Annotated in this window: 16 protein-coding genes and 1 pseudogene; 8 read left to right on the top strand and 9 right to left on the bottom strand. The window is 71.1% G+C overall.

All coding sequences use genetic code 11. The annotated features are described in order from the left end of the window. Positions 1-11: 11 nt before the first annotated feature. Entirely contained in the window at positions 12-1,526 is a 1,515-nt protein-coding gene (locus ACFYOY_RS39505; protein WP_351882640.1) for an amino acid permease, read from the top strand. Between the two features lie 44 nt (positions 1,527-1,570). Here the strand turns inward: ACFYOY_RS39505 and ACFYOY_RS39500 are convergent, their stop codons facing one another. After that, positions 1,571-2,179 carry a DUF308 domain-containing protein gene (locus ACFYOY_RS39500; protein ID WP_351882638.1) on the bottom strand — a complete coding sequence of 203 codons (609 nt, stop codon included), beginning with the start codon at positions 2,177-2,179 and terminating at the stop codon, positions 1,571-1,573. Between the two features lie 191 nt (positions 2,180-2,370). Here ACFYOY_RS39500 and ACFYOY_RS39495 point away from each other — a divergent pair, with 191 nt between their 5' ends. Beyond that, the gene (locus tag ACFYOY_RS39495) at positions 2,371-3,570 is read left to right on the top strand and encodes a histidine kinase (RefSeq protein WP_351882636.1); all 1,200 of its coding nucleotides are present in this window, start codon (positions 2,371-2,373) and stop codon (positions 3,568-3,570) included. Next, positions 3,570-4,232, top strand: coding sequence for a response regulator transcription factor (locus tag ACFYOY_RS39490; RefSeq protein ID WP_351882634.1), 663 nt, complete (start codon positions 3,570-3,572; stop codon positions 4,230-4,232). Before ACFYOY_RS39495 ends, ACFYOY_RS39490 begins: the two co-directional genes overlap by 1 nt. A 42-nt stretch (positions 4,233-4,274) precedes the next feature. On the opposite strand, the gene ACFYOY_RS39485 is transcribed toward ACFYOY_RS39490, so the two are convergent. Beyond that, positions 4,275-5,390 (bottom strand): helix-turn-helix domain-containing protein, encoded by a 1,116-nt coding sequence (locus tag ACFYOY_RS39485; protein ID WP_351882632.1) that lies wholly within the window; start codon positions 5,388-5,390, stop codon positions 4,275-4,277. A gap of 537 nt (positions 5,391-5,927) precedes the next feature. Between ACFYOY_RS39485 and ACFYOY_RS39480 the strand changes: the two genes are divergently transcribed. Beyond that, positions 5,928-7,124 (top strand): helix-turn-helix domain-containing protein, encoded by a 1,197-nt coding sequence (locus ACFYOY_RS39480; RefSeq protein ID WP_388592480.1) that lies wholly within the window; start codon positions 5,928-5,930, stop codon positions 7,122-7,124. 533 nt (positions 7,125-7,657) lie between these two features. Further along, positions 7,658-7,978, top strand: coding sequence for a DUF6087 family protein (locus ACFYOY_RS39475; protein ID WP_351882628.1), 321 nt, complete (start codon positions 7,658-7,660; stop codon positions 7,976-7,978). A gap of 163 nt (positions 7,979-8,141) precedes the next feature. Here the strand turns inward: ACFYOY_RS39475 and ppdK are convergent, their stop codons facing one another. The 6 genes from ppdK to dusB all read right to left on the bottom strand — a co-directional run bounded on the left by ppdK (position 8,142) and on the right by dusB (position 20,784). Further along, entirely contained in the window at positions 8,142-10,859 is a 2,718-nt protein-coding gene (ppdK, locus tag ACFYOY_RS39470; RefSeq protein ID WP_351882626.1) for a pyruvate, phosphate dikinase, read from the bottom strand. A gap of 636 nt (positions 10,860-11,495) precedes the next feature. Further along, the gene (locus ACFYOY_RS39465; protein ID WP_351882624.1) at positions 11,496-14,990 is read right to left on the bottom strand and encodes a tetratricopeptide repeat protein; all 3,495 of its coding nucleotides are present in this window, start codon (positions 14,988-14,990) and stop codon (positions 11,496-11,498) included. Then, complete coding sequence (locus ACFYOY_RS39460; protein WP_351882622.1) at positions 14,990-15,949, bottom strand: MoxR family ATPase; 960 nt, start codon at positions 15,947-15,949, stop codon at positions 14,990-14,992. Before ACFYOY_RS39460 ends, ACFYOY_RS39465 begins: the two co-directional genes overlap by 1 nt. A gap of 15 nt (positions 15,950-15,964) precedes the next feature. Further along, positions 15,965-18,178 carry a caspase family protein gene (locus ACFYOY_RS39455; RefSeq protein WP_351882620.1) on the bottom strand — a complete coding sequence of 738 codons (2,214 nt, stop codon included), beginning with the start codon at positions 18,176-18,178 and terminating at the stop codon, positions 15,965-15,967. Next, positions 18,175-19,422: an alpha/beta fold hydrolase gene (locus ACFYOY_RS39450; RefSeq protein ID WP_351882618.1), complete on the bottom strand. Its 1,248-nt coding sequence runs from the start codon at positions 19,420-19,422 to the stop codon at positions 18,175-18,177. The genes ACFYOY_RS39455 and ACFYOY_RS39450 overlap by 4 nt, the downstream gene beginning before the upstream one ends. A 141-nt stretch (positions 19,423-19,563) precedes the next feature. Continuing rightward, on the bottom strand, positions 19,564-20,784 hold the full coding sequence (gene dusB, locus ACFYOY_RS39445; protein ID WP_351882616.1) for a tRNA dihydrouridine synthase DusB: 1,221 nt from the start codon (positions 20,782-20,784) through the stop codon (positions 19,564-19,566). Positions 20,785-20,912: 128 nt separating this feature from the next. Between dusB and ACFYOY_RS39440 the strand changes: the two genes are divergently transcribed. Further along, positions 20,913-22,400: an MFS transporter gene (locus tag ACFYOY_RS39440; RefSeq protein ID WP_351882614.1), complete on the top strand. Its 1,488-nt coding sequence runs from the start codon at positions 20,913-20,915 to the stop codon at positions 22,398-22,400. A gap of 148 nt (positions 22,401-22,548) precedes the next feature. On the opposite strand, the gene ACFYOY_RS39435 is transcribed toward ACFYOY_RS39440, so the two are convergent. Further along, positions 22,549-23,490 carry a helix-turn-helix transcriptional regulator gene (locus ACFYOY_RS39435; protein ID WP_351883080.1) on the bottom strand — a complete coding sequence of 314 codons (942 nt, stop codon included), beginning with the start codon at positions 23,488-23,490 and terminating at the stop codon, positions 22,549-22,551. A gap of 112 nt (positions 23,491-23,602) precedes the next feature. Between ACFYOY_RS39435 and ACFYOY_RS39430 the strand changes: the two genes are divergently transcribed. Together ACFYOY_RS39430 and ACFYOY_RS39425 are read left to right on the top strand one after the other, a co-directional pair. Then, a complete protein-coding gene (locus ACFYOY_RS39430) occupies positions 23,603-25,117 on the top strand; it encodes an MFS transporter (RefSeq protein WP_351882612.1) in 1,515 nt (504 codons plus the stop codon). 44 nt (positions 25,118-25,161) lie between these two features. Next, positions 25,162-25,317 (top strand): annotated as a pseudogene (locus ACFYOY_RS39425) (TetR/AcrR family transcriptional regulator); the annotation flags it as partial. Positions 25,318-25,332 lie beyond the last annotated feature (15 nt).

Here is a 25,332-nt window from a genome sequence, read left to right as displayed (position 1 = left end):
TGACCACCGCCATGCGCAACAAATCCATCGAAGCCACCATCGAGGACGCCGCGAGCCCCGAAACGCGGCTGGCCCGCGCCCTGGGCCCGCTCCAGCTGACCCTCATGGGCATCGGCGTCACCATCGGCGCGGGCATCTTCGTGCTGACCGGCACCGCGGCCGCGAACTACGCCGGGCCGAGCATCGCGATCTCCTACAGCATCGGCGCGGTGGCCACGGCCCTGGTCGCGCTGTGCTACATGGAGTTCGCCAGCACCGTCCCGGTGGCGGGCAGCGCCTACACCTTCGCCTATGTCTCGCTCGGGGAGCTGGTGGCCTGGCTCATCGGCTGGGACCTGATCCTCGACATGACGATGGGCGCGGGCGCGGTGGCCAGCGGCTGGTCGCAGTACGTCACCGACTTCCTGGCGACCTTCGATCTCCACCTCCCGGCCTCCGTCTCCGGCCCGGACGCCGCCGTCAACATCCCGGCGGTGCTGGTCATCCTGGTGCTCACCGCCGTCCTGGCCTCCGGGGTGCGCACCACCTCCCGGATCAACACGGCGATGACGGTGGTCAAGCTCGTGGCCATCGTCATCTTCCTCGCGATCGGGGTGACGCACATCGACGCGGCCAACTGGTCGCCGTTCATCCCGGCGTCCCAACCGGTGGGCGGCGACGGCGACATGTGGGAGCAGCCGCTGCTGGGCTGGGCCGGTCTTGGCGCGGACGCCACGTTCGGCATGGCCGGGATCCTGACCGGCGGCGCGATCGTCTTCGGCGCGTACTCCGGCTTCGACATCATGGCCAGCAACGCCGAGGAGGCCAAGCGGCCGCAGCGCACCCTGCCCATCGCGCTGCTGTCCACCGTCGCCGTCTGCGCCGTGCTCTACGTCGCCGTCGCCCTGACCGTGACCGGGATGCAGCACTACTCCAAGCTGGACAACGCCGCCCCCATCACCGGTGCCCTCAAGGCGGCGGGCGCGGACTGGGCGGTGCGGATCGTGGGCATCGGCGCGATCTGCGGGCTGACCACGGTCGTGATGATCATGCTGCTCGGGCAGAGCCGGGTCTTCCTCGCGATGAGCCGCGACCGGCTGCTGCCCGAGTGGTTCTCCCACGTCCACCCGGTCACCCGCAGCCCGCGCCGGATCACCTGGACCCTCGGGCTGCTGGTCGCGTTCATGACGGCGGTGCTGCCCATCGGGGACCTCGCCGAGCTGGGCAACATCGGCATGCTGACCTCCTTCATCGTCGTCTGCGTCGGCGTGGTCTACCTGCGCCGCTCCCGCCCCGATCTGCGACGCGGCTTCCGCACCCCGTGGGTGCCGGTCGTCCCCGCCGTCGCGGTGCTGCTGTGCCTGCTGCTGGTGGGCAATCTGCCGCTGATCACCTGGGCCCGGTTCCTGGGCTGGATGGCGGCCGGACTGCTGATCTACCTGTGCTGGGGCCGCCGGCACAGCAAGGTGGCCACGGGCGAACTCGCCGCCGGGGCCACACCGGGGACGGCGGAGGACCACGCGATGGCCGAGGGCCGAAAGGCCTAGCCGATCTTGAACGGCCTCTTCCCCTGCCGCTCTCAGCGGTCGGGCTACGCCAAGCGGCTGCGGGCGGCGGCGTCGCGTCGCCCGCGGACGCTCAGGGCGATGACGGAGACAAGGAACCAGAAGGCACCGAAGGCCGAGTAGCCGGCGACGGTGGACAGGCCGCTCGTCGCCGAGGCGGACGTGGCGGCGACGGTGGCACCGGCGAGGACGGACTGTCCGCCGCTGATCAGCATGGGCCACTGGGCGCCGACGGTGCGCCGGCGTCGGATCGCTACGACGAGCTGGATCGCTCCGGAAAGGAGGGCCCAGATGCCGAACACGAGAAGGGCCGTCCCGATGGTGGAGAAGACGGCGATGATCATTCCGGCGGTGGTGGCGAGGCCAAGGGCCATGTTGATCGTACTGACGCGGTTCGTGGAGCCGATGGCGGCCATCCGCCGCTCCAGGAGCGTGGCGATGACGTCCCACAGGGGGTAGACGATGAGCAGCAGGGCCGCGATCACTGTGGGCCTGTCCCTCGACACGAGCGAGGCGGAGGTCGTGAGGACGAGTGCCACCCAGATCAGGGAGAAGGCGACTCGGATCAGGTAGAGCGATCGGAGCCCGGAGGGCGCCGTCGTGGTCGTGTCCGGAGTTACGGTGGTCTGAGTCATCGGGTGTCCCGTTGTGATCGTGATGATGTGAGGCGGTCGCCTCGATGAGGAGTCTCAGCGGTCTCGGCAGGCGCGGTGTACTTCGATCGAAGTAGTTCTGCCATCCGCTTCGATCGAATGAGTTCTGCCGTCTCCACCGGCGGAATCAGGTCCGCCGTCTACATCGTTCGAAGTACACGGCCGCGGCACACGTGAACGAGAATCAGGGCATGGTCAAGGCGCAGAACAGTCCGGACGGGCCCGCAGCACCGCTGTGGGTCCGCCGCCCCGAGGCGCTGCACCGAGTCGCCTATGCAGTGGCCGCGCTGGTCTTCACCGGTCAGATCGTGGCAGTGGTAGTGAGGGGCTCGGATGGGCCGACGGCCCTCTCGGTCCTCCTCGCCGGTGGCGGTGTCGCCCTCTCCTGGTGGAAGCCGTGGGCAGGTCTGGTCGTCACGAGCGCGGCGTCCTTCGCCGTCACGGCGGTGGGCCACGACCCGCTGTCGGTGTGGATGATGGCGGTGCTCGTGCTGTTCTCGGTCACTCTCAGGGGAAAGCAGCCGCTGGCCGGAACCGGCATCGTGGCGGCGTTCTTCCTGGGGGCGTTCATGACGTTGGGAGGATTTCGTGGCGGCGCGATCGTGGGAGCCGCCGCCCTCTTCTCGGCCATAGCGGGAGGTGCGACAGGGGCCGCGCTCCGCATCCATCGAGACCACTGGTGGATCTTGGAGGAGCGGGCCGAAAGCGCCATCGCCACCCGCGAGATCGAAGCCACTCGACGAGTGACCGAAGAACGACTCCGCATCGCACGAGACCTCCACGACGTCATCGGCCACCAGGTGGCGATGCTGAGCCTGCATCTCGGTGCCGCGGAAATCGGGCTGCCCGAGGACGCCGAATCGTCCCGGCAGGCCCTCGTCTCGGCCAGGTCCAGCGCTCGCACCGTCGTCGTCGAGACGCAACGGATCCTCGCGCTCCTCCGCCTCGGAGACGACACTTCCGACGGCGAGGCGCTCCGGCCGACTCCGTCGCTGAGCGGCCTGGAAGGACTGATCGCCTCTTTCGAGAGCATCGGCCTCGACGTCCAACCCTCCATCGACCTCCCCGCCGGTTTCGTGGAGCCCAGCGTCGGCGTGACGGTCTACCGGGTCGTTCAGGAAGCACTCACGAATGCCTACCGGCATGGGGAGGGGACGGCAACGGTGGAGGTGCGCGAGCGCGAGGGCAGGATCTGCGTCACCGTGGAGAACCGGGTCGGTCATTCCCTCCGCGGCTCTGGCTCGGGCAGCGGACTGGGACTCGTCGGGATGCGCGAACGCGTCGAGTCCTCCAGCGGGCGGCTGACGATCGACGGTGACGACGGACGATTCCGGGTCCACGCGGAGTTCAGCCCCCTGGGAGCCGTCGTCTGATGACCCGGATTCTGATCGTCGACGACCAGGACGACATGAGGGCCGGCATCCGGACGATGCTTGCGCTCGACCCGAGTCTGGTTGTGGCGGGTGATCTCTCCGATGGACTCCAGGTCCTCCCCTTCCTCCGGGACCACCCCGTCGACCTGGTCCTGATGGACATCCGGATGCCCGGCATCGACGGTGTCGAAGCCACCCGCCGGATCCGCAAGGAGCACCCGCCCGAAGAGCTGCGGGTGATCGTGCTGACCACTTTCGACCAGGACGACATCGTTCTCGCCGCCCTTCGCGCGGGCGCCAACGGCTTCCTGAGCAAGACCGTGAGCCCTGCTGAACTCGTCGCCGGAATCAGTGAGGTCGTCCGCGGTGGCGGTGCGCTGTCGGCCGCCGCGACGGCCGCGCTCATCGGTCATATGACCGTCAGCCCGCCCCCAGTGATCGACCGGGAACTGCTGCGACGCTTCGACGCTCTGACCCCCAGGGAGCGGGACGTGGTCGTTCTCGTCGCGAGCGGTCTCGGCAACGAGGAGATCGCGGCCCAGATGTCCGTGTCGCCGTTCACCGTGAAGACGCATGCGGTGCGGGCCATGACGAAGGTCGGCGCACGTGATCGAGCGCAACTCGTCTCGTTCACCTTCCGGGCCGGTCTCTACCGCCCCTGAGCCCACCGAGCACAACCCACAGTACGGTCGGGCCGGAAAGCCTCATCCGCGCCCGGACGGCCCCCGCCCGCTCGTGGCGACCGGCGGGAGCTGCGCCGGTGAGCCGAAGACGCGCTCTCCGGGCGCCCCGCCGCGCAGCAGCGCCGCCCCCAGCGGCGTCAGCGTGTGCAGGACGGCGCTGCCCTGACGCAGGGTGTGCACCAGGCCCGCCTCGCGCAGCACACTGGCGTGCTGACTGGCCGAGGCCAGCGATACGCCCACCCGGCGGGCGAGTTCACTGGTCGTACAGCCGCCGCCGACCTCCAGCAGCACCGCCGAGCGGGTCTGCCCGACCAGCTTGCCGAGCGTCCGGGCGGGCCCGTGCCCGGACGCGGACCCGACCCCGGACCCGACCCCGGACCCGGACCCCGACGCGAGGGCGGGCCGCTGCCCGGGGCGGAGCGGAAGGCCGCACGGGGCGTGTTCGACGGGGTAGACCAGTACGGGCGTCAGATCCGGGTTCCGGAAGGTCACCGGCGTCCCCCGGCAGAAGAACGACGGCAGCAGCAGCAACCCCCGCCCGCGCAGCCGCAGATCGCGGTCCACCGGATAGTCGACCTCCAGCACCGGCGCCCGCCACCGCATCGTCGCCGGCAGCGAGGCCAGCAGCCCATCGGCACCCCCGTCCAGCAGGGCACGGCCGCGGGCCACCCGGTCGGCCTCGATCCGGGCCTGTATATGCGGCCAGTACGGCGCGACGGCGGCCTGGTGGTAGGCACGCAGCGTGCTGATCAGCCGGTCCAGCGGCTTTCGTTCGCCCTCCCCCAGATCCCGTATCCACCCCGGAAGCGCCCGGGCCGCCGGAAGCCCTGCGAGCTCCGCGTTCAGCCGCTCCCCCGGGATGGCGCGCAGCGCGGACATCGCGGCGTCGCAACCGATTACCCCTTCCGCGGGGGTCAGGAAGTCCGGGAAATAGCCGCGCGAGGGAATGAGCGGCGCGAGTAGCCGCGCTTCGCCGTTGAGTCGGTTTCGCGCCTCCGAACGCCATTTTCCGTATACGGACTCCGCCCGGTTCTCCCGCAGCCGATGGAAACTTAAAACGGTTTCCCAGAGCGCGTCCGGTCGGACCGCCATCCGCAGCCGGGCCAGATCGAGTTCACTGAAATGAACACGGAGCACCAGACCCCCACACGTGACATTGCGACCGCCCCCCGATCACCGTTGAGTATGCACGCTGGCACGGTCAGTCACCACGCCCTTTTGGCCAGATGTGAAACGGGGAGCGGCGCGGACGCCGGAAGAGGAAAGCTGTTCCCCAGGAAAACCGGGGGCCGCCGGTAAACACTTCCGGGGGCCGTCCGGAATTCAACAGGCGGTGCTCAGAGCCAGTTTGCTCGTTCCCGTGGGGGGTGACGAGTACGTTACGGCGACTGGGCACTTGTGTTGCCGCACGTAGCCGATGCGCGCGGCAACAGCTCCCGTGGGGGGAGTGAGAGGGGGCGGCACCTCCGCACAAGGTGCCGCCCCCTTTGAGTTCCGCGGTCGCGATGATGCTTCGCCGTGCGGGGACATCGGTGACGGGCGACCCGCACCCGCGTCGGTCCCGTCGTGTCAAGGAGGCACGACGGCCCTCACCGAAATGGGCGCCGATCAGCCGTACCGGCGGAGCGGGGCGCGGGTACCGTTCTGAGTGTCGAGGCCAGAACGGAGTTCAGCATGCCGCAAAGCATCGAGGAACACACCGGCGCACGCATCGCTCGCACCCGCCGCGAACGCGATCTGACCCAGCAAGGTCTGGCCATGCGCGCCAACGTCTCGAAGTCCCTGCTGTCGAAGGTCGAGTGCGGCCAGCGGCCCGCCTCGCCCTCCCTCATCGCGGCCTGCGCACGCGCGCTCAGCGTGACCACCTCGGACCTCCTCGGCCAGCCGTATACCCAGGAGCTTCGGCGCGAGCGGCTCGACGAGGTCATACAGCCCATCCGGGTCAGCATGGAGAACTGGGACATCCCCCTCGACTGGCAGGTCCCGGCCCGCCCGGTCACGTTAATCCGCGCCGATATGGAGAAGGTCCTGGTGCAGCGGCGGCAGGCCGAGTACCTGCCCATGGCTGTCGACCTCCCAGCGCTCATCGACGAATGCGTGCAGGCCGTACACACCACCGGCGGCGAGGAGCGGCGGCAGGCCCATGAATGCCTGGCCTGGGCGTTCCGGTGCGTCTTCACGCTGGCCTGGTCCTTCGGATACGTGGACCTGGCCACCGTGGCCCTGCAACGGCTGGACTGGGCGGCGCCGCGCGCCGACGAGCCGGGCCTCGCCGCCATGTACGGCTACCTGCGCGCCCAGACCACCCTCTCCTCCAGCCGATACGACCTGGGCATGCGCATCGTGGACAGCACCCTCCGGGACCTGGAAGGCCAGGGCGCACGGAGCCCGCACGGCCTCGCCGCGATGGCCGGTGTCCTTCAGCTCCGGGCGGCCGTGATCGCCGGTCGGATGAAGGACCCCGACCAGGTCGAGGCCCGCGTGACCGAGGCCCGCGAACTGGCCCAACGAACCGGCGAGACCTCGGCCTACGGCGTGGGCTGGGGTCCGACGAACGTCGGCGTCCACGCCATCGCGATCGCCTGCGACCTGGAGGAGTACGACCAGGCGGTCCAACTGGCGGACGACGTACGGTTCCCCAAGCGCTGGGACCGGTCTCGGGCAGGGCATCACTGGCTGGACCTGAGCAGGGCCAACGTATGGACCGGGGGTTCGGCCCAGGCACTCTACTGCCTGCAGAAGGCGCGCCGGACGGCACCGCAGCAGACGCGGTACCACCCCACGACCCGCGAGACGGTCATCGCCCTGCGGTCGCGTGAGCGGTCGCGCGGCAGCGAGCTGGCCGAGTTCGCCGGCTGGATCGGCCTGTAGCACGGACAATCGCCTTGAAATTGCACAGTTCTGTGCAACATGACGCCTCGCCAGGTCGGCACGATGTGACGGTCAGAACACAGACCGTGCACGGGGCCGACCATGACGACCAAGACTCTGCCGTGGACACCGCCGAACACCGAGGACATCGAGCCCTTACCGGTGGGCAGATGGTGGGATGCCGTCTCCGCGCCCACCGCCGTCGCGGACCGCGCCCTGGAGCTGCTCGGGCGCGACTCGGGCGCGGTGATCCAGGACGACACCTACGGCAAGACCTACTGGCTGATCGGCATCGGCACGGCCCGTAGCTGGTGCCTGCGCCAGATCCGCGTCCTCACCGAACTTGCCGACGAAAGCACCCTCCTCGGCGTACCACCCGCCGCATGGGGGCCCGAGCACCGGACGCACTGGCGGATCCCGCTCGGCCCCGACCGCTGTCTCACCGACCCCGGCCACCTGGCCCCCGCCCTGCGCCGGGCCGTCGATGACGACGCGGCAGACTGGGCGGAGCCGACGAGAAGGGAGCATCCCGCATGGACGACGACGAGTCCCTTGAGGAGTGGGCGGCACGCCGTGACCGGCGTCGCCCCACGCGCGGCGAGCGGCGGCTCGCCCCGCTCGGCGACCAGCCGGAGCAGGGTTCCCACGTCGCCCCGGACGCTCCTCGCGGCATCCAGGAGTGGGACGGGCACCAGTGGACCCCGGCCGGGGTCGCCGAGGACCTTACGGCTGCCGTCGGCGAGATCGGCGACGACGCGGCGTCCCGGGCCGAGCGGGTTCCACTCCCGTCGTTCGACAAGCTGCCCCCACTGCCCGAACCATGGCGGCCGACCGAACGGTTCTACCGCTCCTGACGCATGGCGACACAATCACATCTGCCACACGTCAGCAGGTAGCAAAAGAAGGGGGCGGCACCTCCGCACAAGGTGCCGCCCCCTTTGAGATCCGGAGCCGCTGCCGGGGATGAGGGTGGGTGTTTCCCGGCGCCGGCTCCGGTGGTCTTGTCGGCTGGTGGCTCTACCGGCCGTTCGCCGCCGCTCGGCCCGCCTCCAGGCGGGCCACGGGGATGCGGAACGGGGAGCAGGAGACGTAGTCCAGGCCCACCTCGTGGAAGAAGTGGACGGACTCCGGGTCGCCGCCGTGCTCGCCGCAGATGCCCAGCTTGAGGTCGGGGCGGGTGGCGCGACCGGCTTGGGCGGCGTCGCGGACGAGGGCGCCGACGCCGTCCTTGTCGATGGTCTCGAACGGGCTGACGCCGAAGATGCCCTTCTCCAGGTAGGCGGTGAAGAAGCTGGCCTCGACGTCGTCGCGGGAGAAGCCCCAGACGGTCTGGGTGAGGTCGTTGGTGCCGAAGGAGAAGAAGTCGGCGGACTCGGCGATCTGGGCGGCGGTCAGTGCGGCGCGCGGCAGCTCGATCATGGTGCCGAGGGTGAGCTTGAGGTCCACGCCGCGGGCCTGCTCGACCTCCGCGATGACCCGCTCGGCCTCCTCGCGGACGATCTCCAGCTCCTGGACCGTGCCGACCAGCGGAATCATGATTTCGGCCCGCGGGTCGGCCTTGGCGTTGCGGCGCTCGGCGGCGGCCTCGGCGATGGCCCGTACCTGCATGGCGAACAGGCCGGGGATGACCAGGCCGAGCCGTACGCCGCGCAGGCCCAGCATCGGGTTCTGCTCATGGAGCCGGTGCACGGCCTGCAGCAGCCGCAGGTCGTTCTCGTTGTGGTCCTTGCGGGACTCGGCGAGCGCGACGCGCACCGACAGCTCGGTGATGTCGGGCAGGAACTCGTGCAGCGGCGGGTCGAGCAGCCGGACAGTGACGGGCAGCCCGTCCATCGCCTCGAAGAGCTCGACGAAGTCGTCCCGCTGCAGCGGCAGCAGCCCGGCGAGCGCCGTATCCCGCTCCTCGTCGGTGTGGGCGAGGATCAGCCGCTCGACCATCTCGCGCCGCTCGCCGAGGAACATGTGCTCGGTGCGGCACAGCCCGATGCCCTGGGCGCCGAACCGCCGGGCGCGGGCGGCGTCCTCGGCGTTGTCCGCGTTGGCCCGTACGCGCAGGCGGCGCACCCGGTCCGCGTACGCCATGATCCGGTGCACCGCGCCGACCAGCTCGTCCGCGTCGTCGGCGCCCGCGTGCATCCGGCCCTCGAAGTACTCCACGACCGGCGAGGGCACCACCGGGACCTCGCCGAGGTAGACCTTGCCGGAGGAGCCGTCGATCGAGACGACGTCGCCCTCCTCGATGACGATGCCGTCCCGGCCGGACACCGTCATCCGGCGCCGCTTGGTGTCGACTTCGAGCTCCTCGGCGCCGCACACACAGGTCTTGCCCATGCCGCGGGCGACGACGGCGGCGTGTGAGGTCTTGCCGCCGCGCGAGGTCAGGATGCCCTCCGCGGCGATCATGCCGTCGAGGTCGTCGGGATTGGTCTCGCGGCGGATGAGAATGACCTTCTCGCCCGAGCGCGACCACTTGACGGCGGTGTACGAGTCGAAGACGGCCTTGCCGACGGCGGCTCCCGGGGACGCGGCGATGCCCCGCCCGATCTTCTGGACGGTGTCGCCGGAGGCCACCTCGTGGTCGAAGCGCGGGAACATCAGCTGGGCGAGCTGCGCCCCGGTGACCCGGCGCAGCGCCTCGGCCTCGTCGATCAGCCCCTGGTCGACGAGCTGGGTGGCGATGCGGAAGGCGGCCCCGGCGGTGCGCTTGCCGACCCGGGTCTGCAGCATCCACAGCTTGCCGCGCTCGATGGTGAACTCGATGTCGCACAGGTCCTTGTAGTGCGTCTCGAGGGTTTCCATGATCTGGATGAGCTGGTCGTAGGACTGCTGGTCGATCCTCTCGAGGTCGGCCAGCGGGACCGTGTTGCGGATGCCCGCGACCACGTCCTCGCCCTGGGCGTTCTGCAGGTAGTCGCCGTAGACGCCCTGGTGGCCGCTGGCCGGGTCGCGGGTGAAGGCGACGCCGGTGCCCGAGTCGGGGCCGAGGTTGCCGAAGACCATGGAGCAGATGTTGACCGCGGTGCCGAGGTCGTGGGGGATGCGCTCCTGGCGGCGGTAGAGCTTGGCGCGGTCGCCGTTCCAGGAGTCGAACACGGCCCGTACGGCGAGGTCCATCTGCTCGCGCGGCTCCTGCGGGAAGCCCCGGCCGGTCTCCTTGGCGACGATGTTCTTGAACTCGCCGACCAGCTTTTTCAGGTCCGCGGCGTCGAGGTCCACGTCCACGGTGACGCCCTTGGCCTGCTTGGCGTCCTCGATGGCCTCCTCGAAGAGGTCGCCGTCCACGCCGAGCACGGTCTTGCCGAACATCTGGATGAGGCGCCGGTAGGAGTCCCAGGCGAACCGGTCGTCACCCGCCTGCGCGGCGAGCCCGGCCACGGACTGGTCCGAGAGGCCGATGTTGAGGACGGTGTCCATCATGCCGGGCATCGAGAACTTGGCGCCGGAGCGTACGGATACGAGGAGGGGGTCGTCCGCCTGGCCGAGTTTCTTGCCCATCTTCGCTTCGAGGGCGTCGAGGTGCGCACTCACCTCGTCGCGCAGGGCCGCGGGTTCCTCACCGCTGTCGAGGTAGACCTTGCATGCCTCGGTGGTAATGGTGAAGCCCGGTGGCACGGGGAGACCGAGATTGGTCATCTCGGCGAGATTGGCTCCCTTACCGCCGAGCAGGTCTTTGAGATCCTTGTTGCCCTCGGTGAAGTCGTAAACGAACTTCTGCTGATCTTGTGTTTCCGGCACGGGACTCGATCTCCTCGGCTCGGCTGCCCTGACGGCGGGGAGCGTACCCAGATCAAAGGCCCCTGAGCAGGTCCACTCCACCGTCATACGGCCGTAACCACCCGCCTGCCACGTGTTCGAAAGTGCGGCGCCCGATCGAGACTCGCTTGAAGTGCCTTCAAGCCTCGAACACACACCCACCCTCCGCCCGTGGTGGACGCTTGGAATTTCACTATACGTAACCGATGGTTCGAGGTGTCGAACATCAAGAGGGTGGCACTGAGTGCCACGCATTGGAGAGGTGAGCACAGCGCGGGGCCACCGCACCACCTCTCGATCACTGCTCATATGAGCGACACCCCGATCAGAGTGGCGAGAATCACGCCTTGTCAGAGCCCATTGTCTCGCCTTTTGGATACAACGAGAGGGGTGCTGCTCAAACGAGCGACACGCGGGGAGAGGCGGCCGAGCCCCCGGCCAGCGCACGGCCCGCGCCGACCGAACTGGCGAGCGGTGCCCGGCGCGTGCTGAGGAACAGCATGACGATCAGATCGCGCCATATTTCGCCACGGCGCGCCCGGCGGGAACGGGAAGCCCTGCTCGCCGCCCGAGGGGGCGGGCAGCCGGATCCCCCATCAGGACGCCTGACCGTTCCCATCAGGACATCTGGTCGTCCTCCGGCCCCCGCAGCCCGGCCAGGGCCTCGCGGGTCTTGACGGTGCAGTTGTGCTCCTCGCCCAGGGCGCGCTCGCCGATCTCCAGCACGGCCCGCCACTCGGCCTCGGCCTCGTCGAGGCGGCCGAGGCCCTTGAGCGTGGTGCCGAGGTTGTGCCGGGTCCACAGGGTGTTGCCATGCTCCGGTCCCAGGAGGCGCTGCCGGGCCGTGAGCGTTTCCCGGATCTCCGTCTCGGCCTCCGCGAACCGGCCCATCTTGTTGAGCACATTGCCCAGGCTGTGCCGGGCGGCCAGCGTCTCCTTGGCCTCGGCTCCCAGGGACCGCGTGCGCCCCTCGACCACCCGGCGGTACAAGGATTCGGACTCCTCGTAACGCTTCTGGTCACGCAGCAGAGCAGCCAGTTGGACGACGGTCAGCAGGGCGCTCGGGTCGTCCGGCCCCAGCACCCGGGCCTCCCCCTCCATGGTCAGGCGGTACTCCTGCTCGGCCTCCTCCACGCGCCCGAGCCTCGACAGGACCCCGGCGCGGCTGTAGCGCTCCACCAGCGTCGCCGGGGCCTCCGGTCCCACGATGCGGATCCGGTCCTGGAGCAGCCGGGTGTACGCCTCCAGCGCCTCCTCGTGCCGTCCGGCCATCCCCATGCTGACCGCCAGATGGTGACGGGTGGTGAGGGCGCTGGGATGCTCGGCCCCGAGCACGGCGGTCTGCCGTTCCAGAAGGTCGCGGTAGGCCGCCTGCGCCTCGTCGTGCCGTCCCTGATCGTCCAGGACCAGCGCTCGCATCCGCAGGGCGGTCAACGACTCGTCGTGCCGCTCCCCGACGGCGGCGAACGTCTCCGCCACCAGCGCCTCGGCCTCCACCTCCGCCTCGGTGTACCGCCGCAGGCTGCGCAGGCGGTCGATGCGGCTGCGGCGCGCCCGCCGCACCTGCCAGTGGGTGGGGCTCAGGGCCGCCGACGTCCTGTCGACGAGGTCGCGCCACAGCGACTCCGCCTCTTCATGGCGCTGCCTGAGGTTCAGGATGTCGCCGAGCGTGAAGAGCGCCGTCATCAGGGGCGGGTCCACCTCCGACTCCGCCGACGCCGCGCAGTCCTCGGCCGCCGCCCGCATCTCGGCCTCCGCCTCGTCGAGCCGGTTCTGCCGCCGCAGCGCGGTGCTCAGCCAGGCACGTGGGCTGACGGTCTCTTGGTGCGTGGGTCCGTACAGCTCCCGCGCCATGGACAGCGAGACCCGGAATTCCTCCTCGGCCTCCTCCACCCGCCCGAGGTCCAGCAGCAGGCGCCCGAGCCTGAAGCGCTTGGCCTCGACATGCGACCGGGAGTCGTCTTCCCGCCGCTCCCACGCCTCGATCAGCGTGCGGCACTCCTCCTCCGCCGCGTCCGCCCGCCCGGCGTCGCTCAGCAGGTCGACGAGGTAGCCGCGGGCGAAGAGCGTGTAGTCGTGCTCCACACCGTGCACCCTCCCCGAGATCGCGACCACCGCACGCAGCTCGCGCTCCGCCTCGTCGTGCTCCCCGAGCTTGTTCAGAGTGATCGCCAGATGCCCGCGGAGGTTGCGGGATTCGAGGTCGCCCCGGGACCTGAGCCCCTCGATCTGCTCCCGCGCCACCTCGCGCAGTTCGGCCACGTGCTCCGCCCACCCGGCGTCGATGAGCTGCTCGGCCACATCGGGCAGGGTCCGCACCCCCGACCAGCCGGTTTCCTCGTTGCGCTCGTCAGCTTCGGCCAGCATTTTGTCGACGTAGTCACGCACCGACTTCGGCAGCCCGCCGTCCGCCGCGATCCGCCGCACCACCGCCATCACCGGCGGCTGGACCTGCTCGGAGGTGTAGGAGCGAGGCGGGAAGGCGGTGGCCGGTGCCACCGGCTGCCGTTCGGGCACCTGCGGCGGCGCCGGATCGTCCGGGCCCTCCTCCAGCAGCCCCAGCCGCTGCAGCAGCTCCGGGGACGCCGCCGCGAACGGGCGGGCCTCCTCGGCGACGCGGGAGTCCCCGTGGTCGCCGGAGAGCCGGGCGCGGAACTCGGGGCCGCTGCCCTGGCGGTGCAGCAGGAACTCGGTGACCTGCGCCGCCGTCTCCAGCGCGTCCGACGTCCGGACCGCGTCCAGCAGCAGATCCGCGACCCCGAGGTGGAACTCGTACTCCTCCGCGCCGCCCTCCCTCCTCCGCAGCAGCCCGCCCAGGAACACCTCGGCCAGCTGCGCCGGATGGAACCGCTCCGCACGGCCCGCGCCCGCCTGGTGGATCAGCCGCATCACCGGCAGCGTCAGCGGATGAACGGTGGCCAGCGCCCCGGCCAGACGCTGGGCCTCGGGCGAGGCGGCGCCCCGGAAGCGGCGCAGCCGCTCCTCGGCCGTCGGCTCGGGGACATGCGCCGTGGCCCGCGCGGCCACCGGCTTCTCCGCCCCGTCGAGCAGCATGACCGGCAGCGGCGCGCCGCTGCCGCCCGTACCGGTGAGCGCCGCCCACGCGCCCAGCTCGCCCTCGGCCAGCTCCAGCACGGGCACCGGTGTCTTGCCGTCGTACGACACCAGGCCGCGCGGCAGCACCGGATGGCGCACGGACAGCGCGCGGCCAGGGCTGCCCTCCCGGCCGCCGGCGTCCACCAGCAGCCGCTGTGTGGGCATCCCGCGCTCCGGCCACATCCGCGCGGGCAGCGGCTGGAGGACCGCCACCGGCGAGTGGCGGGCCCAGCGGCGCAGCAGCCGCGGAATCGCGCCGCCCCGCCACCCCGGGCCCACCCCGTCCGAGAGGACCAGCATCACGGTGCGGCCGGAGGTGTCGGTGAGCTGGCGCGCGGTGCGGCGCGGGGCGCCGGGGGCGTACGGGCGCGCCCTGAGCACCGGTACGGCGTCCTGGGCGCTGTCCAGGCCGTAGGTCCGTACGGAGCGGAAGGCGCCCTGCCGCTCCAGCAGTCCGCGCACCTCGGCGGCGAGCTGCTGCCACAGGACCATCGACGGGCCGTCGTCCACGATGAGCGCGACGCTCAGCCAGCGCTCCGGGCGAGGGCGCAGCACCACGTCCGGCAGACCGGTTTCGGCGATCCACTCGGCGGTGGCGGTCTCATCCACGCAGAAGGACGTACGGGACGGCACGCTCCGCCGCAGCGGCCGCAGCGCGCGGGAGAGCCCGCGCGCCGCGGGGAGCGCCCGGACGCCCCGGACACCGATGGCGCGCGCCGGGCGGGCCGCGGCGGGGCGGGCGGCGCCGGGGGCGTAGAGCCCGGCGGGGGCAAGGGGGCCGGGCTCGGGCGCGCCTTCGGTCGGTGACCCGGCGGGCTGCCGCTGGTCGCCCTTCCCCTCGTCGTCGCCGTCGGCCGCGCCGGAGGCGGGACCGGTGGACCCCGGGGACGGCGTGGGTTCCCCTTCCTCGCTCCGCGCCGGGGCCGTGGTCGCGGCGAACCACAGGACGTCGCGCAGCTCCTCCTCGGAGAGCTCGACGCCCGCGTCCTCCAGCAGGGCGCACAGCCGCTCGATCATTACGCGTCGACTTCGTTCAGCGAACGGAACAGCTTGTCGAGGACGTCCTGGTCGACCCGCACCCCGGAGGACCGCAGCCGGACCGCATTGAGGAGTTGATCGGTGGCCAGCTCCCGCTCGTTGCGCCGGGCCACGAAGTCGGCGATCAACTCCTGGGCCCGTGCGCCGATCTCCTCGCCCAGATGCATGGTGACGATTCTCTGGAGCTGCCGCTCATCGGGCTGCTTGAGGTCGAGCCGGACGCAGCGGCGCAGGAACGCCGGGGGGAACTCGCGCTCGCCGTTGCTGGTGATGACGACGACGGGGAAGACGCGGCAGCGGACCCAGCCGCCGGGGATCCCGGCCTTCTTCCGGGACCCGGAGATCTGCACCTGGATCGTCCTGTCCTCGCCCAGGCGGGCCAGCTCCGGAATCTCGAACTCGCCCTCCTCGAAGACCGTAAGGAGGTCGTTGGGCAGGTCCACATCGCCCTTGTCGAGTTCGTCCACGAGCAGGACACGCGGCTTGTCCGCCGGGAGGAGCGCGGTGCCGAGCGCGCCGAGCCGCAGATAGTCGCCGATGTCCGGTTCGGCTTCGACGGTCTCGTCGGCGCGCCGCTTGAGGGAGGCTTCGCGCAGCCGGCCCACCGCGTCGTACGAGTACAGGCCCTCGGTGAGCGTGGAGCGGCTGTTGACCGGCCAGTGCAGCACCTCGCCCAGCTTGAGCTCGCGGGCGATGGCGTGGGCCAGGGTCGACTTGCCGGTCCCGGGGCGGCCGGTGACCAGCAGCGGGCGGTGCAGATGCAGCGCCATATTGACGACGTCGCGGTCCTCGTCGGAGATCAGATACGGCAGCGGCCGCTCCTGGTCCCGGCGCCGCGCGTCGTCGCCGAAACGCCGCCACGGCGGGGCGGTGGGCCAGGTCTCCACTTCGTGGGGCTCGGTGTCGCCACCCTGGAAGAGCCTCCAGTCCTGTGCCATCTTCTTCGTCTCTCCTCAGGGTGCGGACAGGTCGAGTTGGTCGGGGAGCGGGCGGTGCGGATCGTCCCACAGGAGCGCCATATGGCGGCCGTGGTGGCTCTCGTCGGCCTCGCTCGCCGACCGGAGCTTGCGCAGATGCTGGGGCAGGGTCCGCAGCCGTTCGGTGCGGAGCAGGGCCGTCAACTCGGCCCGCGCGGCGGCGGCTTCCGCCTCGCCATGCCATATGAGGACGGGCACTCCGTCGAACAGGCAGGCGTTGAAGACGTCCGACCGGGCCCGCAAGGGGGTGGTCAGCACCACGCCCGGAGCGTCCTCCTGTCCCTGGAGGACGCCGTGGACCTGCTTGAACGTGTCCAGGTGAGCGGGCAGCCACTCCAAGTCCTCGATCCCCGCCGAGTCGACCCTCTCCCACCGCTGCTTCCAGACGTGCCGCTGATTGTCCCGGAGTTCGGTGCAGCGCACCACGACCGGGTAGTCCGTGCCGAGCGAGCGCTCCAGGGGCCCACCGGCGTCGAGCTGCCAGCGGTGCACGGCCAGTTCGAGATCGGTGGAGGCCACGAAGAACTCCACGAGGGTGTCCCGCGTGCGGGCATGTGTCCTCAGGAGCTCATCGACGCCGCGCTGTATCTCCTCCAGGGAGGCGGGGGTGTCCTCCTTGGCCAGGGAGTTGACGTCCTCGCCACGGCGCGTCCACACCTCGTACCGACGCCGCTGCCCTGAGCCGTTGGACGGGTGGAGCCGGATCTGGATCCGCTGGTCCTGGGCGAGACCGGCGGCCTTGACGCCCTCGGCGTACTCCTCGGCCTCGCCGCGCCGCTCCATCAACTGACCCTTCAGCCCCAGCCGTTCGGCACACCGCAGCGACCAGGCGCGCAGATCGGCCGCGACCGCCCCGTCATCGACGGCCGCGAAGCGCTCCACGACCCTGAGCAGTTGGGGAAGCTGATCCGGTTTGGGGAGCAGCTCCTCCAGCGCGTCGGCGAGCACGGCCGGATCGTGGCACGACAGATCGACGAGGCCGAACAGCGCGCGGGCCTCCTCGGCGACGTCGTACCGGCCCCGCTCGTCCAGCCGCCCCAGCAGCGCGACCAGGTCCGTGTACTCGGCGCGGGTCAGCCACTGGTTCTGCAGGACATGGCACGCCTTGCGGATCTCCGTGCGGACCGGGGCCTGGGCGCTCAGCTCGGCGAGGAGGGTGACGGTGCCGTGCGGGTTCTCCAGCGCCCAGTCGACCAGGTCCTCGGCCGAGGGAGGCGTCGTGGCGGGCTCGGCGGTGGTGAACTGCTCGCACAGCCGGACGGCGACGTCCGCCGCGCGACCGGGCTCCGCCCCCAGCAGCGCGCCGACCGCGTGGATCAGCTTGCCGCGTTCCCGCCGCTGCTGCTCGTCCAACGGCGGCGGGGACGGGGCGGACGGGCCGAGCCGGACCGTCCGCTCCTCCTGCTCCCAGTTGATGACGTGCATCGTCGGGTGCTGCCGACTGCTCCCGGTCGCGCGTGCCTGGGCGAACTCGTCCTGTACGCCCTTCCAGACCCGGTCCAGATCCAGCCCCGCCCCACCCGCCCCCGCCGTCTCGAGCTGCCGCAGCAGTGCGGAGGTGAAGCGCCCGGCGCCGTCCTGCTCCATGGCGACGGCCCCGGCCTGGCAGGCCCGCATCCAGAAGACCGGCCGATCGGATCTGGTCTGGGGCCAGTCGGTGAGCGGCTGTGGGATGTCTGCCAACTCGTGGCTGCCGGGGGGAAGGGCCTGCCGGCAGGCGTCGATGACCACGGTGACCCGGTCCACCGCGTCCCAGCGCAGATGGTCGGTGCGCACCAGGTCGACCAGGCTGTCGGCGTCGAGCCCCTGGAGGTCGGTGTCCGAGGTCTCGGGGTACAGCAGGCTCCACCGGCCGCCCCGCGCCTGCACCCCGTGCCCGGCCCAGTAGACCCACAGCCAGTCGTCGCCGTCGATGTGGCTGAGCCCCTCCCGGAAGACCTTGCGCACATCGGCGCGCTCCGCCGGGCGGTAGCCAGGGTGCGCCTCCTCCAGGGCCTCCCTGTTGCGCTCCATGGGCGAGGCCAGCAACCGGATGTTCTCCGGCGGTACGCCCCGCCCGGTCAGCCACTTCAGCATGCCGATGGCGTCGTGCACCGGGCCGTCGAGGTTCAGGTCGTCGCTGCCGTTGTACCGCTCGACCGCCACGATCACGGCATGGGTGCGGCGCCAGTCGTGCTCCACCGCTGTCACTTCGGCAGCTCCGGGGCCAGCAGTTCGTACAGCCGCTGGTGGGCGAAGTACGAGGTGTGGGCGCGCGGGAAGGGCTGGCGAGTGTTGACGCGCAGATCGGTCACCCGGTCGGGGAAGACCTTCTCCCCCACGAAGCCGAGCAGATCCTGCTCGTCGTAGACGTTGATCCAGCGGGGGAAGGCGCCGGGCAGCGGTTCGCCGCGGCGCAGCGCGGTGAGCGCGTCCAGCTCGTAGAGGAACGGCGCCTGCGAGCCGACCGTCACCAGCAGTTCCACACCGGCGGGCGGATCGGGCTCGGCGAGCAGATCGACACAGGCGATGCCGCCGAGACTGTGGGCCAGCAGCACCACCGGGCCGCCCCCTGACGCGATCTCGTCGCGCACGGCCTCCCGGATCGCGGCGCGCACCCCGGCGCCGCGCACCTGGTAGCGGAGGATGTCACCACTGGCCGGGACGGACTTGCCGGTGATGCCCCCGCGGAACGTATGGGCCAGTGAAGAGAGCGGCGAGAGGTAGGAGTTGAGCGCCCGTACGGCGACGCCCTTCGCGGCGCGGGCGGCGAATCCGCCCCGCCCGGCGCCGCCCAGCTGATCGGTGAGCGCGCCGACGACGGTGTCCCGGTCGGCGCCGTCCACGGCGAGCGGCTCCTCGTCGCCGTGCGGGCCCTCGGCCCGCTGGACGGCCAGGGCGTACACGGCGCGGGCCGCGATCGCCTCGATGCCGTCGGCGGGCGGCGTACCGCCCAGAGTGCGGGAGATCTCCTGGGCCACGCGGCCGCCGGCCGTGCCGAGGTGCGGCGCGAGGTCGGACACCAGCTCGTCCAGGCTCCCCCCGCCGCCGGCCACCGCCTCAAGGCTCAGCCCGCGCGCCGTGTCGGCGACGGCCTGCCAGGGGTCCTGACGGCCGGGGGCGAAACCGGCCCGCGCGCCGTTGCCACGCCGCGCCTTCGCCGCCGCCGCGAACTCCCGCAGCTCGGCGAGCGGATCCACCTCCAGCAGCGCCCATACGGCCAGCGGATCGTCCTCGTCCAGCAGCTCGTCACCGCCGACGCCGCGGCTCTTCGTCCGCACCGGGATCGACGCCCCGCCGAGCCCCAGCGAGGCTCCGTGCTCCTCGCCCCAGAAGCAGCGGGCGACCCTGACCTCGGCTCTCACCCGCCCCAGGCCGCTCACGACCCGCGCGAAGCTCTTCTCGTACGACTTGGCCCGGACCCCCGTGCCGTGGACGAAGACGACGCTTGTCACCGATCCCCCCAGATCGTCCAGATCCCACCGCGACCACGAACCCATTACTTTAACCCGTGATGACCCCGTGTGACCCCCGGACTACGGGACTACGGGACTGGCGGGACCACCGGATTCCTGGGACCACCGGACTGCCGGGGTTCAGCCGCCCGAGGTGTCCAGCTCCGCGTCCGCGCCGATCCCCGCGCAGTCGTACGGGTCGTCCAGCCAGCCGTCGGGCAGCACCACGCGGTTGCGGCCCGAGGTGCGGCCGCGCGGGCCGTCGGCGCCGGGGGGCCACTCCTGGTCCAGGTCCAGCTCGGCCAGCAGGGCGTCCAGCTCGGCGAGGGACGAGGTGATCGCCAGCCGCTTGCGCATCTCCGAGCCGACCGAGAAGCCCTTGGTGTACCAGGCGACATGCTTACGGAAGTCGATCACGCCGCGCTCCTCGTCCTCCAGCCACTCGGCGAGCAGCTCGGCATGGCGGCGCATCACGGCCGCGACCTCCTTGAGCGTCGGCCGCGCGTAGCCGGGCGCCTCGGAGCCGCGCACCGGCGCCTCGGAGCCGTCCACCGGCCCCGCCTGGCCGGGCTCGAACGCGGCCACCAGGTCGCCGAAGAGCCAGGGCCGTCCGAGGCAGCCGCGCCCCACGACCACGCCGTCACAGCCCGTCTCGCGCATCATCCGGACCGCGTCGTCGGCGGACCAGATGTCGCCGTTGCCCAGCACCGGGATCTCCGGGACGGCCTCCTTCAGGCGGGCGATGGCGTCCCAGTCGGCGGTGCCGCCGTAGTGCTGGGCCGCGGTGCGGCCGTGCAGGGCGATCGCGGTCACGCCCTCCTCGACCGCGATCCGGCCCGCGTCGAGGAAGGTGATGTGGTCGTCGTCGATGCCCTTGCGCATCTTCATGGTGACCGGCAGCGGGCCCGCGGCGGTCACGGCCTCGCGCAGGATCGAGCGCAGCAGATGCCGCTTGTACGGAAGCGCCGAGCCGCCGCCCTTACGGGTCACCTTGGGCACCGGGCAGCCGAAGTTGAGGTCGATATGGTCGGCGAGGTCCTCGTCCACGATCATCTGGACGGCCTTGCCGACGGTCATCGGGTCCACCCCGTAGAGCTGGATGGAGCGCGGCTTCTCACTGCCGTCGAAGTGGATCAGCCGCATCGTCTTGGCGTCCCGCTCCACCAGTGCCCGGGTGGTGATCATCTCGCTGACGAACAGCCCCTTACCGCCGGAGAACTCCCGGCACAGGGTGCGGAACGGAGCGTTGGTGATCCCTGCCATCGGTGCGAGAACGACCGGCGGCTGGACCATATGCGGTCCGATCCGCAGCTGCGTCCGCGGCTGATGCGGAGTCTGCGGCGGCTGCGGCGTCTGCGTCATGGGGTCAGCTTCCTTGTGCGTACTACGGTGGAGAGGACGGGCCGATCTCTTATTGTCCCGCACCCGCTAGAGGGACCGACAGGGCGGTTGTGACTGCCGCACCGACAGTATCGATGTAGCGTTCAACCATGCGTGAGCTCAGCCATCGGCGGCGCATGCTCGTGCTGGCGATTTGCTGCATGAGCCTGCTGCTCGTCAGCCTCGACAACACCGTCCTCAACGTCGCCCTGCCCTCGATCCGAAGCGATCTGCACGCCTCCGTCTCCGGGATGCAGTGGACGATCGACGCGTACACCCTGGTCCTCGCCGCGCTTTTGATGCTCTCCGGGTCGACGGCCGACCGGGTGGGACGCAAGCGCACCTTCCAGACCGGGCTGGTGATCTTCACCCTCGGGTCGGGGCTGTGCAGCCTCGCGCCCAACCTGGAGACGTTGGTCATCTTCCGCATGGTGCAGGCGATCGGCGGTTCGATGCTGAATCCCGTCGCCATGTCGATCATCACCAATGTCTTCACCGAGCCCAGGGAGCGGGCCCGCGCCATCGGGGTCTGGGGCGGGGTCGTCGGCATCAGCATGGCCGCCGGGCCGATCGTGGGCGGAGTGCTGGTGGAGTCCGTAGGCTGGCGCTCGATCTTCTGGATAAACCTTCCGGTCGGGATCGCGGCGCTGCTCCTCACCGCCCGCTACGTACCGGAGTCGCGTGCCCCCAAGCCGCGCCGGGCCGACCCCATCGGCCAGCTGCTGGTCGTCGCCGTGCTGGGCACCATCACCTACGCGATCATCGAGGCGCCGGACCGCGGCTGGGACTCGCCGCTGATCGTGACCTTCGCGGCCATCGCCGCCGTGGGGCTCCTCGCGCTGATCCGCTACGAGATGCGGCGTGAGGAACCGCTGATCGATGTGCGGTTCTTCCACAGCGCGCCATTCAGCGGGGCGACGGTCGTCGCGGTGTGCGCCTTCGCGGCGCTCGGCGGCTATCTCTTCATGAACACGCTCTATCTGCAGGACGTGCGAGGGCTCGACGCGCTGCACGCCGGGCTGTGGATGCTGCCCATGGCGTTCATGTGCTTCGTCTGCGCGCCGCTGTCCGGACGGCTGGTGGGCGCCCGCGGGCCTCGCCCGTCGATGCTGGTGGCCGGGGTGGCCATAACGGCCAGCGGGCTGATGTTCGCCGTCTTCGACGTCCAGACGACCGACATCGGGCTGCTGCTCGGCTATGCGATGTTCGGCCTCGGCTTCGGCATGGTCAACGCGCCCATCACCAACACCGCGGTCTCCGGGATGCCCCGCTCCCAGGCCGGGGTCGCCGCGGCCGTCGCCTCCACCAGCCGCCAGGTGGGCCAGTCGCTCGGCGTCGCGGTCATCGGCGCGGTGCTGGCGGCGGGCGCCGCGTCGGCGGCGGGCCGGCTGGGGCACGCCGCCTCGCCCGCGGTCGCCGCCGCGTTCGTGGACGCCGCCCGTCCGGCCTGGTGGATCATCACCGGATGCGGTGCCGTCATCCTGCTGCTGGGGATCGTGACCACGGGCCGCTGGGCCGAGAAGACGACCCGGCGCGCGGCCGCGCTGTTCGAAGAGAGCGCGCCTCCAGGACGGACATCGGCGAACGCGAAGGCGTGATGCTCGACCCCGAGACGTGATGCGTACGACGGCCCTGGGGCCGGTCCCGTAACGACGGCCCTGGGGCCGGTCCGTAAGGAGGCCGCCCCAGGGCCGTCGGGACAGGCCGCCCCAGGGCCGTCGGTCGGACCAGACTGCTGCCGCCGGGTCAGACTGCCGCCGCCGGGGCGGTCTCCGCCGTAGACCCGGGGTCCGCTCCCGCCCCGCCCCCCGCCGCGAGCGCCAAGGCGTGCAGCCGCTCCAGGCGCTCATGCGTCTCCGCGTCCGCCGGGGTGTAGGTGAGCAGCTTGGGGCCCTGCCTCGGGCCGGTCCACAGGCTGGTGGTGGCCAGCCGGAGGATGCCCACCTGCGACTGGCGGTAGACCTTGATCTTGTCGCCGGGCCGGACCACCTCATGCCGCGCCCAGATCTCCCGGAACTCCGCCGAGGCGTCCTCCAGCCGTTTCACCATCGCCTTCCAGGCGGGCTCGGCGACATGCTCGGCCATGACGGCGCGGAACTTGGCCGCCATGAGCCGGATCGTCTCGTCCCGGTCCACCAGGCTGGAGCGCCACTCGTCATGGGTGAAGGCCAGCCACAGGCAATTGCGGTCCTCCGGCGGCACCTTGTCGAGGTCGCACATCATCAGCCGGTAGGTGCGGTTGTAGGCGAGCAGGTCGAAGCGGCTGTTCTGGACGCAGGCGGGGAACGGCTCGAGCTGCTCCAGCATGCGCCGCAGCGACTGCGGAACGCCCGTGCACTCGCTCGCCGGGCTCGGGTCGACGGTCCCGGCGAGCGCGAAGAGATGGGCCCGCTCGCTGCGGTCCAGGATCAGGGCGCGGGCGATGGCGTCGAGGACCTGCGCCGAGACATGGATGTCGCGGCCCTGCTCCAGCCACGTGTACCAGGTCACGCCGACGGTCGAGAGCTGCGCGACCTCCTCGCGGCGCAGACCGGGGGTGCGCCGGCGGCGGCCCCGGGGCAGCCCCACCTGCTCAGGGGTGATCCGCTCCCGCCGGCTCCGCAGAAACGCGGCCAGCTCGCCCCGCCGTATCTCCGCCCCCGCACTCCTGCTCTCGGCCGTGGCACCGGCCGTGGCTTCCTGCACCATCGTGGTCATGGGCTCCAGGGTGCCTGAAGGGCTCAGCCGGTTGCCAGGTACTTCTTGTACCAGGATAAAGACACTCTGGTACCAGCCTGAGCGACCACGGATCTTCGTAAGCGTGACCGAAACGCAGATTTCCACGATACGAACGAGAAACGCCGCCCCGGACGCAGCGAAGACGACCGGCACGAAGACCAGTGGCACGAAGACCACCGGCGGAAAGACCACCGGGCGGACCCGCACCTCCTCCGGCCCCGCGCTGAGCCCCCTCGGGCTGTTCACCGTGCTGCTGGGCGCGGCGCTGCCGCTGATCGACTTCTTCATCGTCAACGTGGCCCTGCCCACCATGGACCACGATCTCCACGCCGGTCCGGCCGTACTGGAGCTCGTCGTCGCCGGATACGGCGTGGCGTACGCGGTGCTGCTGGTCCTCGGCGGCCGGCTGGGCGACACCTTCGGACGCCGCAGGCTCTTCCTCGCCGGGATGGCGGCCTTCGGGCTGACCTCGCTGGCCTGCGGGCTCGCGCCGGACGCCTGGAGCCTGGTGGGCGCCCGGGTGGCGCAGGGCGCCTCGGCCGCGCTGATGCTGCCCCAGGTGCTGGCCACGATCCACTCCTCGACCAGCGGTACGCGCCGCGCCCGCGCGCTCAGCATGTACGGCGCGACGGCCGGTCTGTCCATGGTCGCGGGGCAGATCCTGGGCGGTGTGCTGGTGGCCGCGGACATCGCGGGCACCGGGTGGCGCGCGGTCTTCCTGGTCAATGTGCCGGTCGCGGTGATCGGCCTGATTCTCGCGGTGCGTACGGTCCCCGAGACCCGCTCGGAGCGGCCCGCGCCGGTGGACGTGCCGGGCACCGTGCTGCTGGCGCTGTCGCTGATCACGTTGATGGTGCCGCTGACCGAGGGTCGGGCGGCAGGCTGGCCGCTGTGGACCTGGCTGGCGCTGGGCGCGTTCCCGCTCGTGGCCGCCGCGTTCTACGTCGTGGAGCGGCGCGCCGACCGGGCTGGACGCACGCCGCTGCTGCCGCCGAGCCTGTTCGCGCTGAATGGGCTGCGGCGCGGGCTGCCGATGGTGGTGCCGTTCTCGATCGGCTTCGGTGGCTTCATGTTCGTCATCGCGGTCGCACTGCAGCAGGGGCTGCGGTACGGGCCGGTCGAGGCCGGGCTGGCGCTGGCGCCGATGGCCACGACGTTCTTCGTCGCCTCACTGATGGGACCGCGCCTGGTGGGCCGGTACGGCAGCCGCGTGGTGACCGCGGGCGGGCTGATCCAGGCCGTGGGCATCGCGATGCTGATGGTGGCCGTATGGCGCGACTGGCAGGGTCTGTCGCTGGCCGGGCTGCTGCCGGGGGTCGCGCTGGCCGGGTTCGGGCAGGGGCTGCAGCTTCCGGTGCTGATCCGGATCGTGCTGGCCGATGTGCCGAACGAGCGGGCCGGGGTGGGGAGCGGCGTGATGGTCACCACCCAGCAGTCCGCGCTGGCCCTGGGCGTGGCGACGCTCGGCACGCTCTTCCTGTCCCTGGAGCCGTCGACGGGCATGGGCGACGCGCTGGTCATCACACTCGCGGCCCAGCTGGCGGCGATCGCGCTGACCTTGCTGCTGAGCCTGCGGCTGCCGCGCGCGGTGGCGTAGGGAGGCCGCCAGAGGCGGCAGCAGAAGGCCACAGGACACAGCTCACCACGATCGTCGAAAGCGGCATCGCCACTGGGGAGTTCACGATGCGGGACGCCCGCGCCACCGCCCGCGCGCTCTGGACGCTCTGGGACGCGACGACTCGATTCCACGACCCCGTCTACGCGCCACGGTGGTCGGACCCGGACATGGACCCGGCCTTCGCGTCCGTCCGC

It is taken from the genome of Streptomyces sp. NPDC007875 (genome assembly GCF_042868035.1).
GTDB classification, from domain to species: domain Bacteria; phylum Actinomycetota; class Actinomycetes; order Streptomycetales; family Streptomycetaceae; genus Streptomyces; species Streptomyces antimycoticus.
The sequence above is the reverse complement of the archived record's forward strand: the minus strand, read 5'-3'. Positions and strand labels throughout refer to the sequence as shown.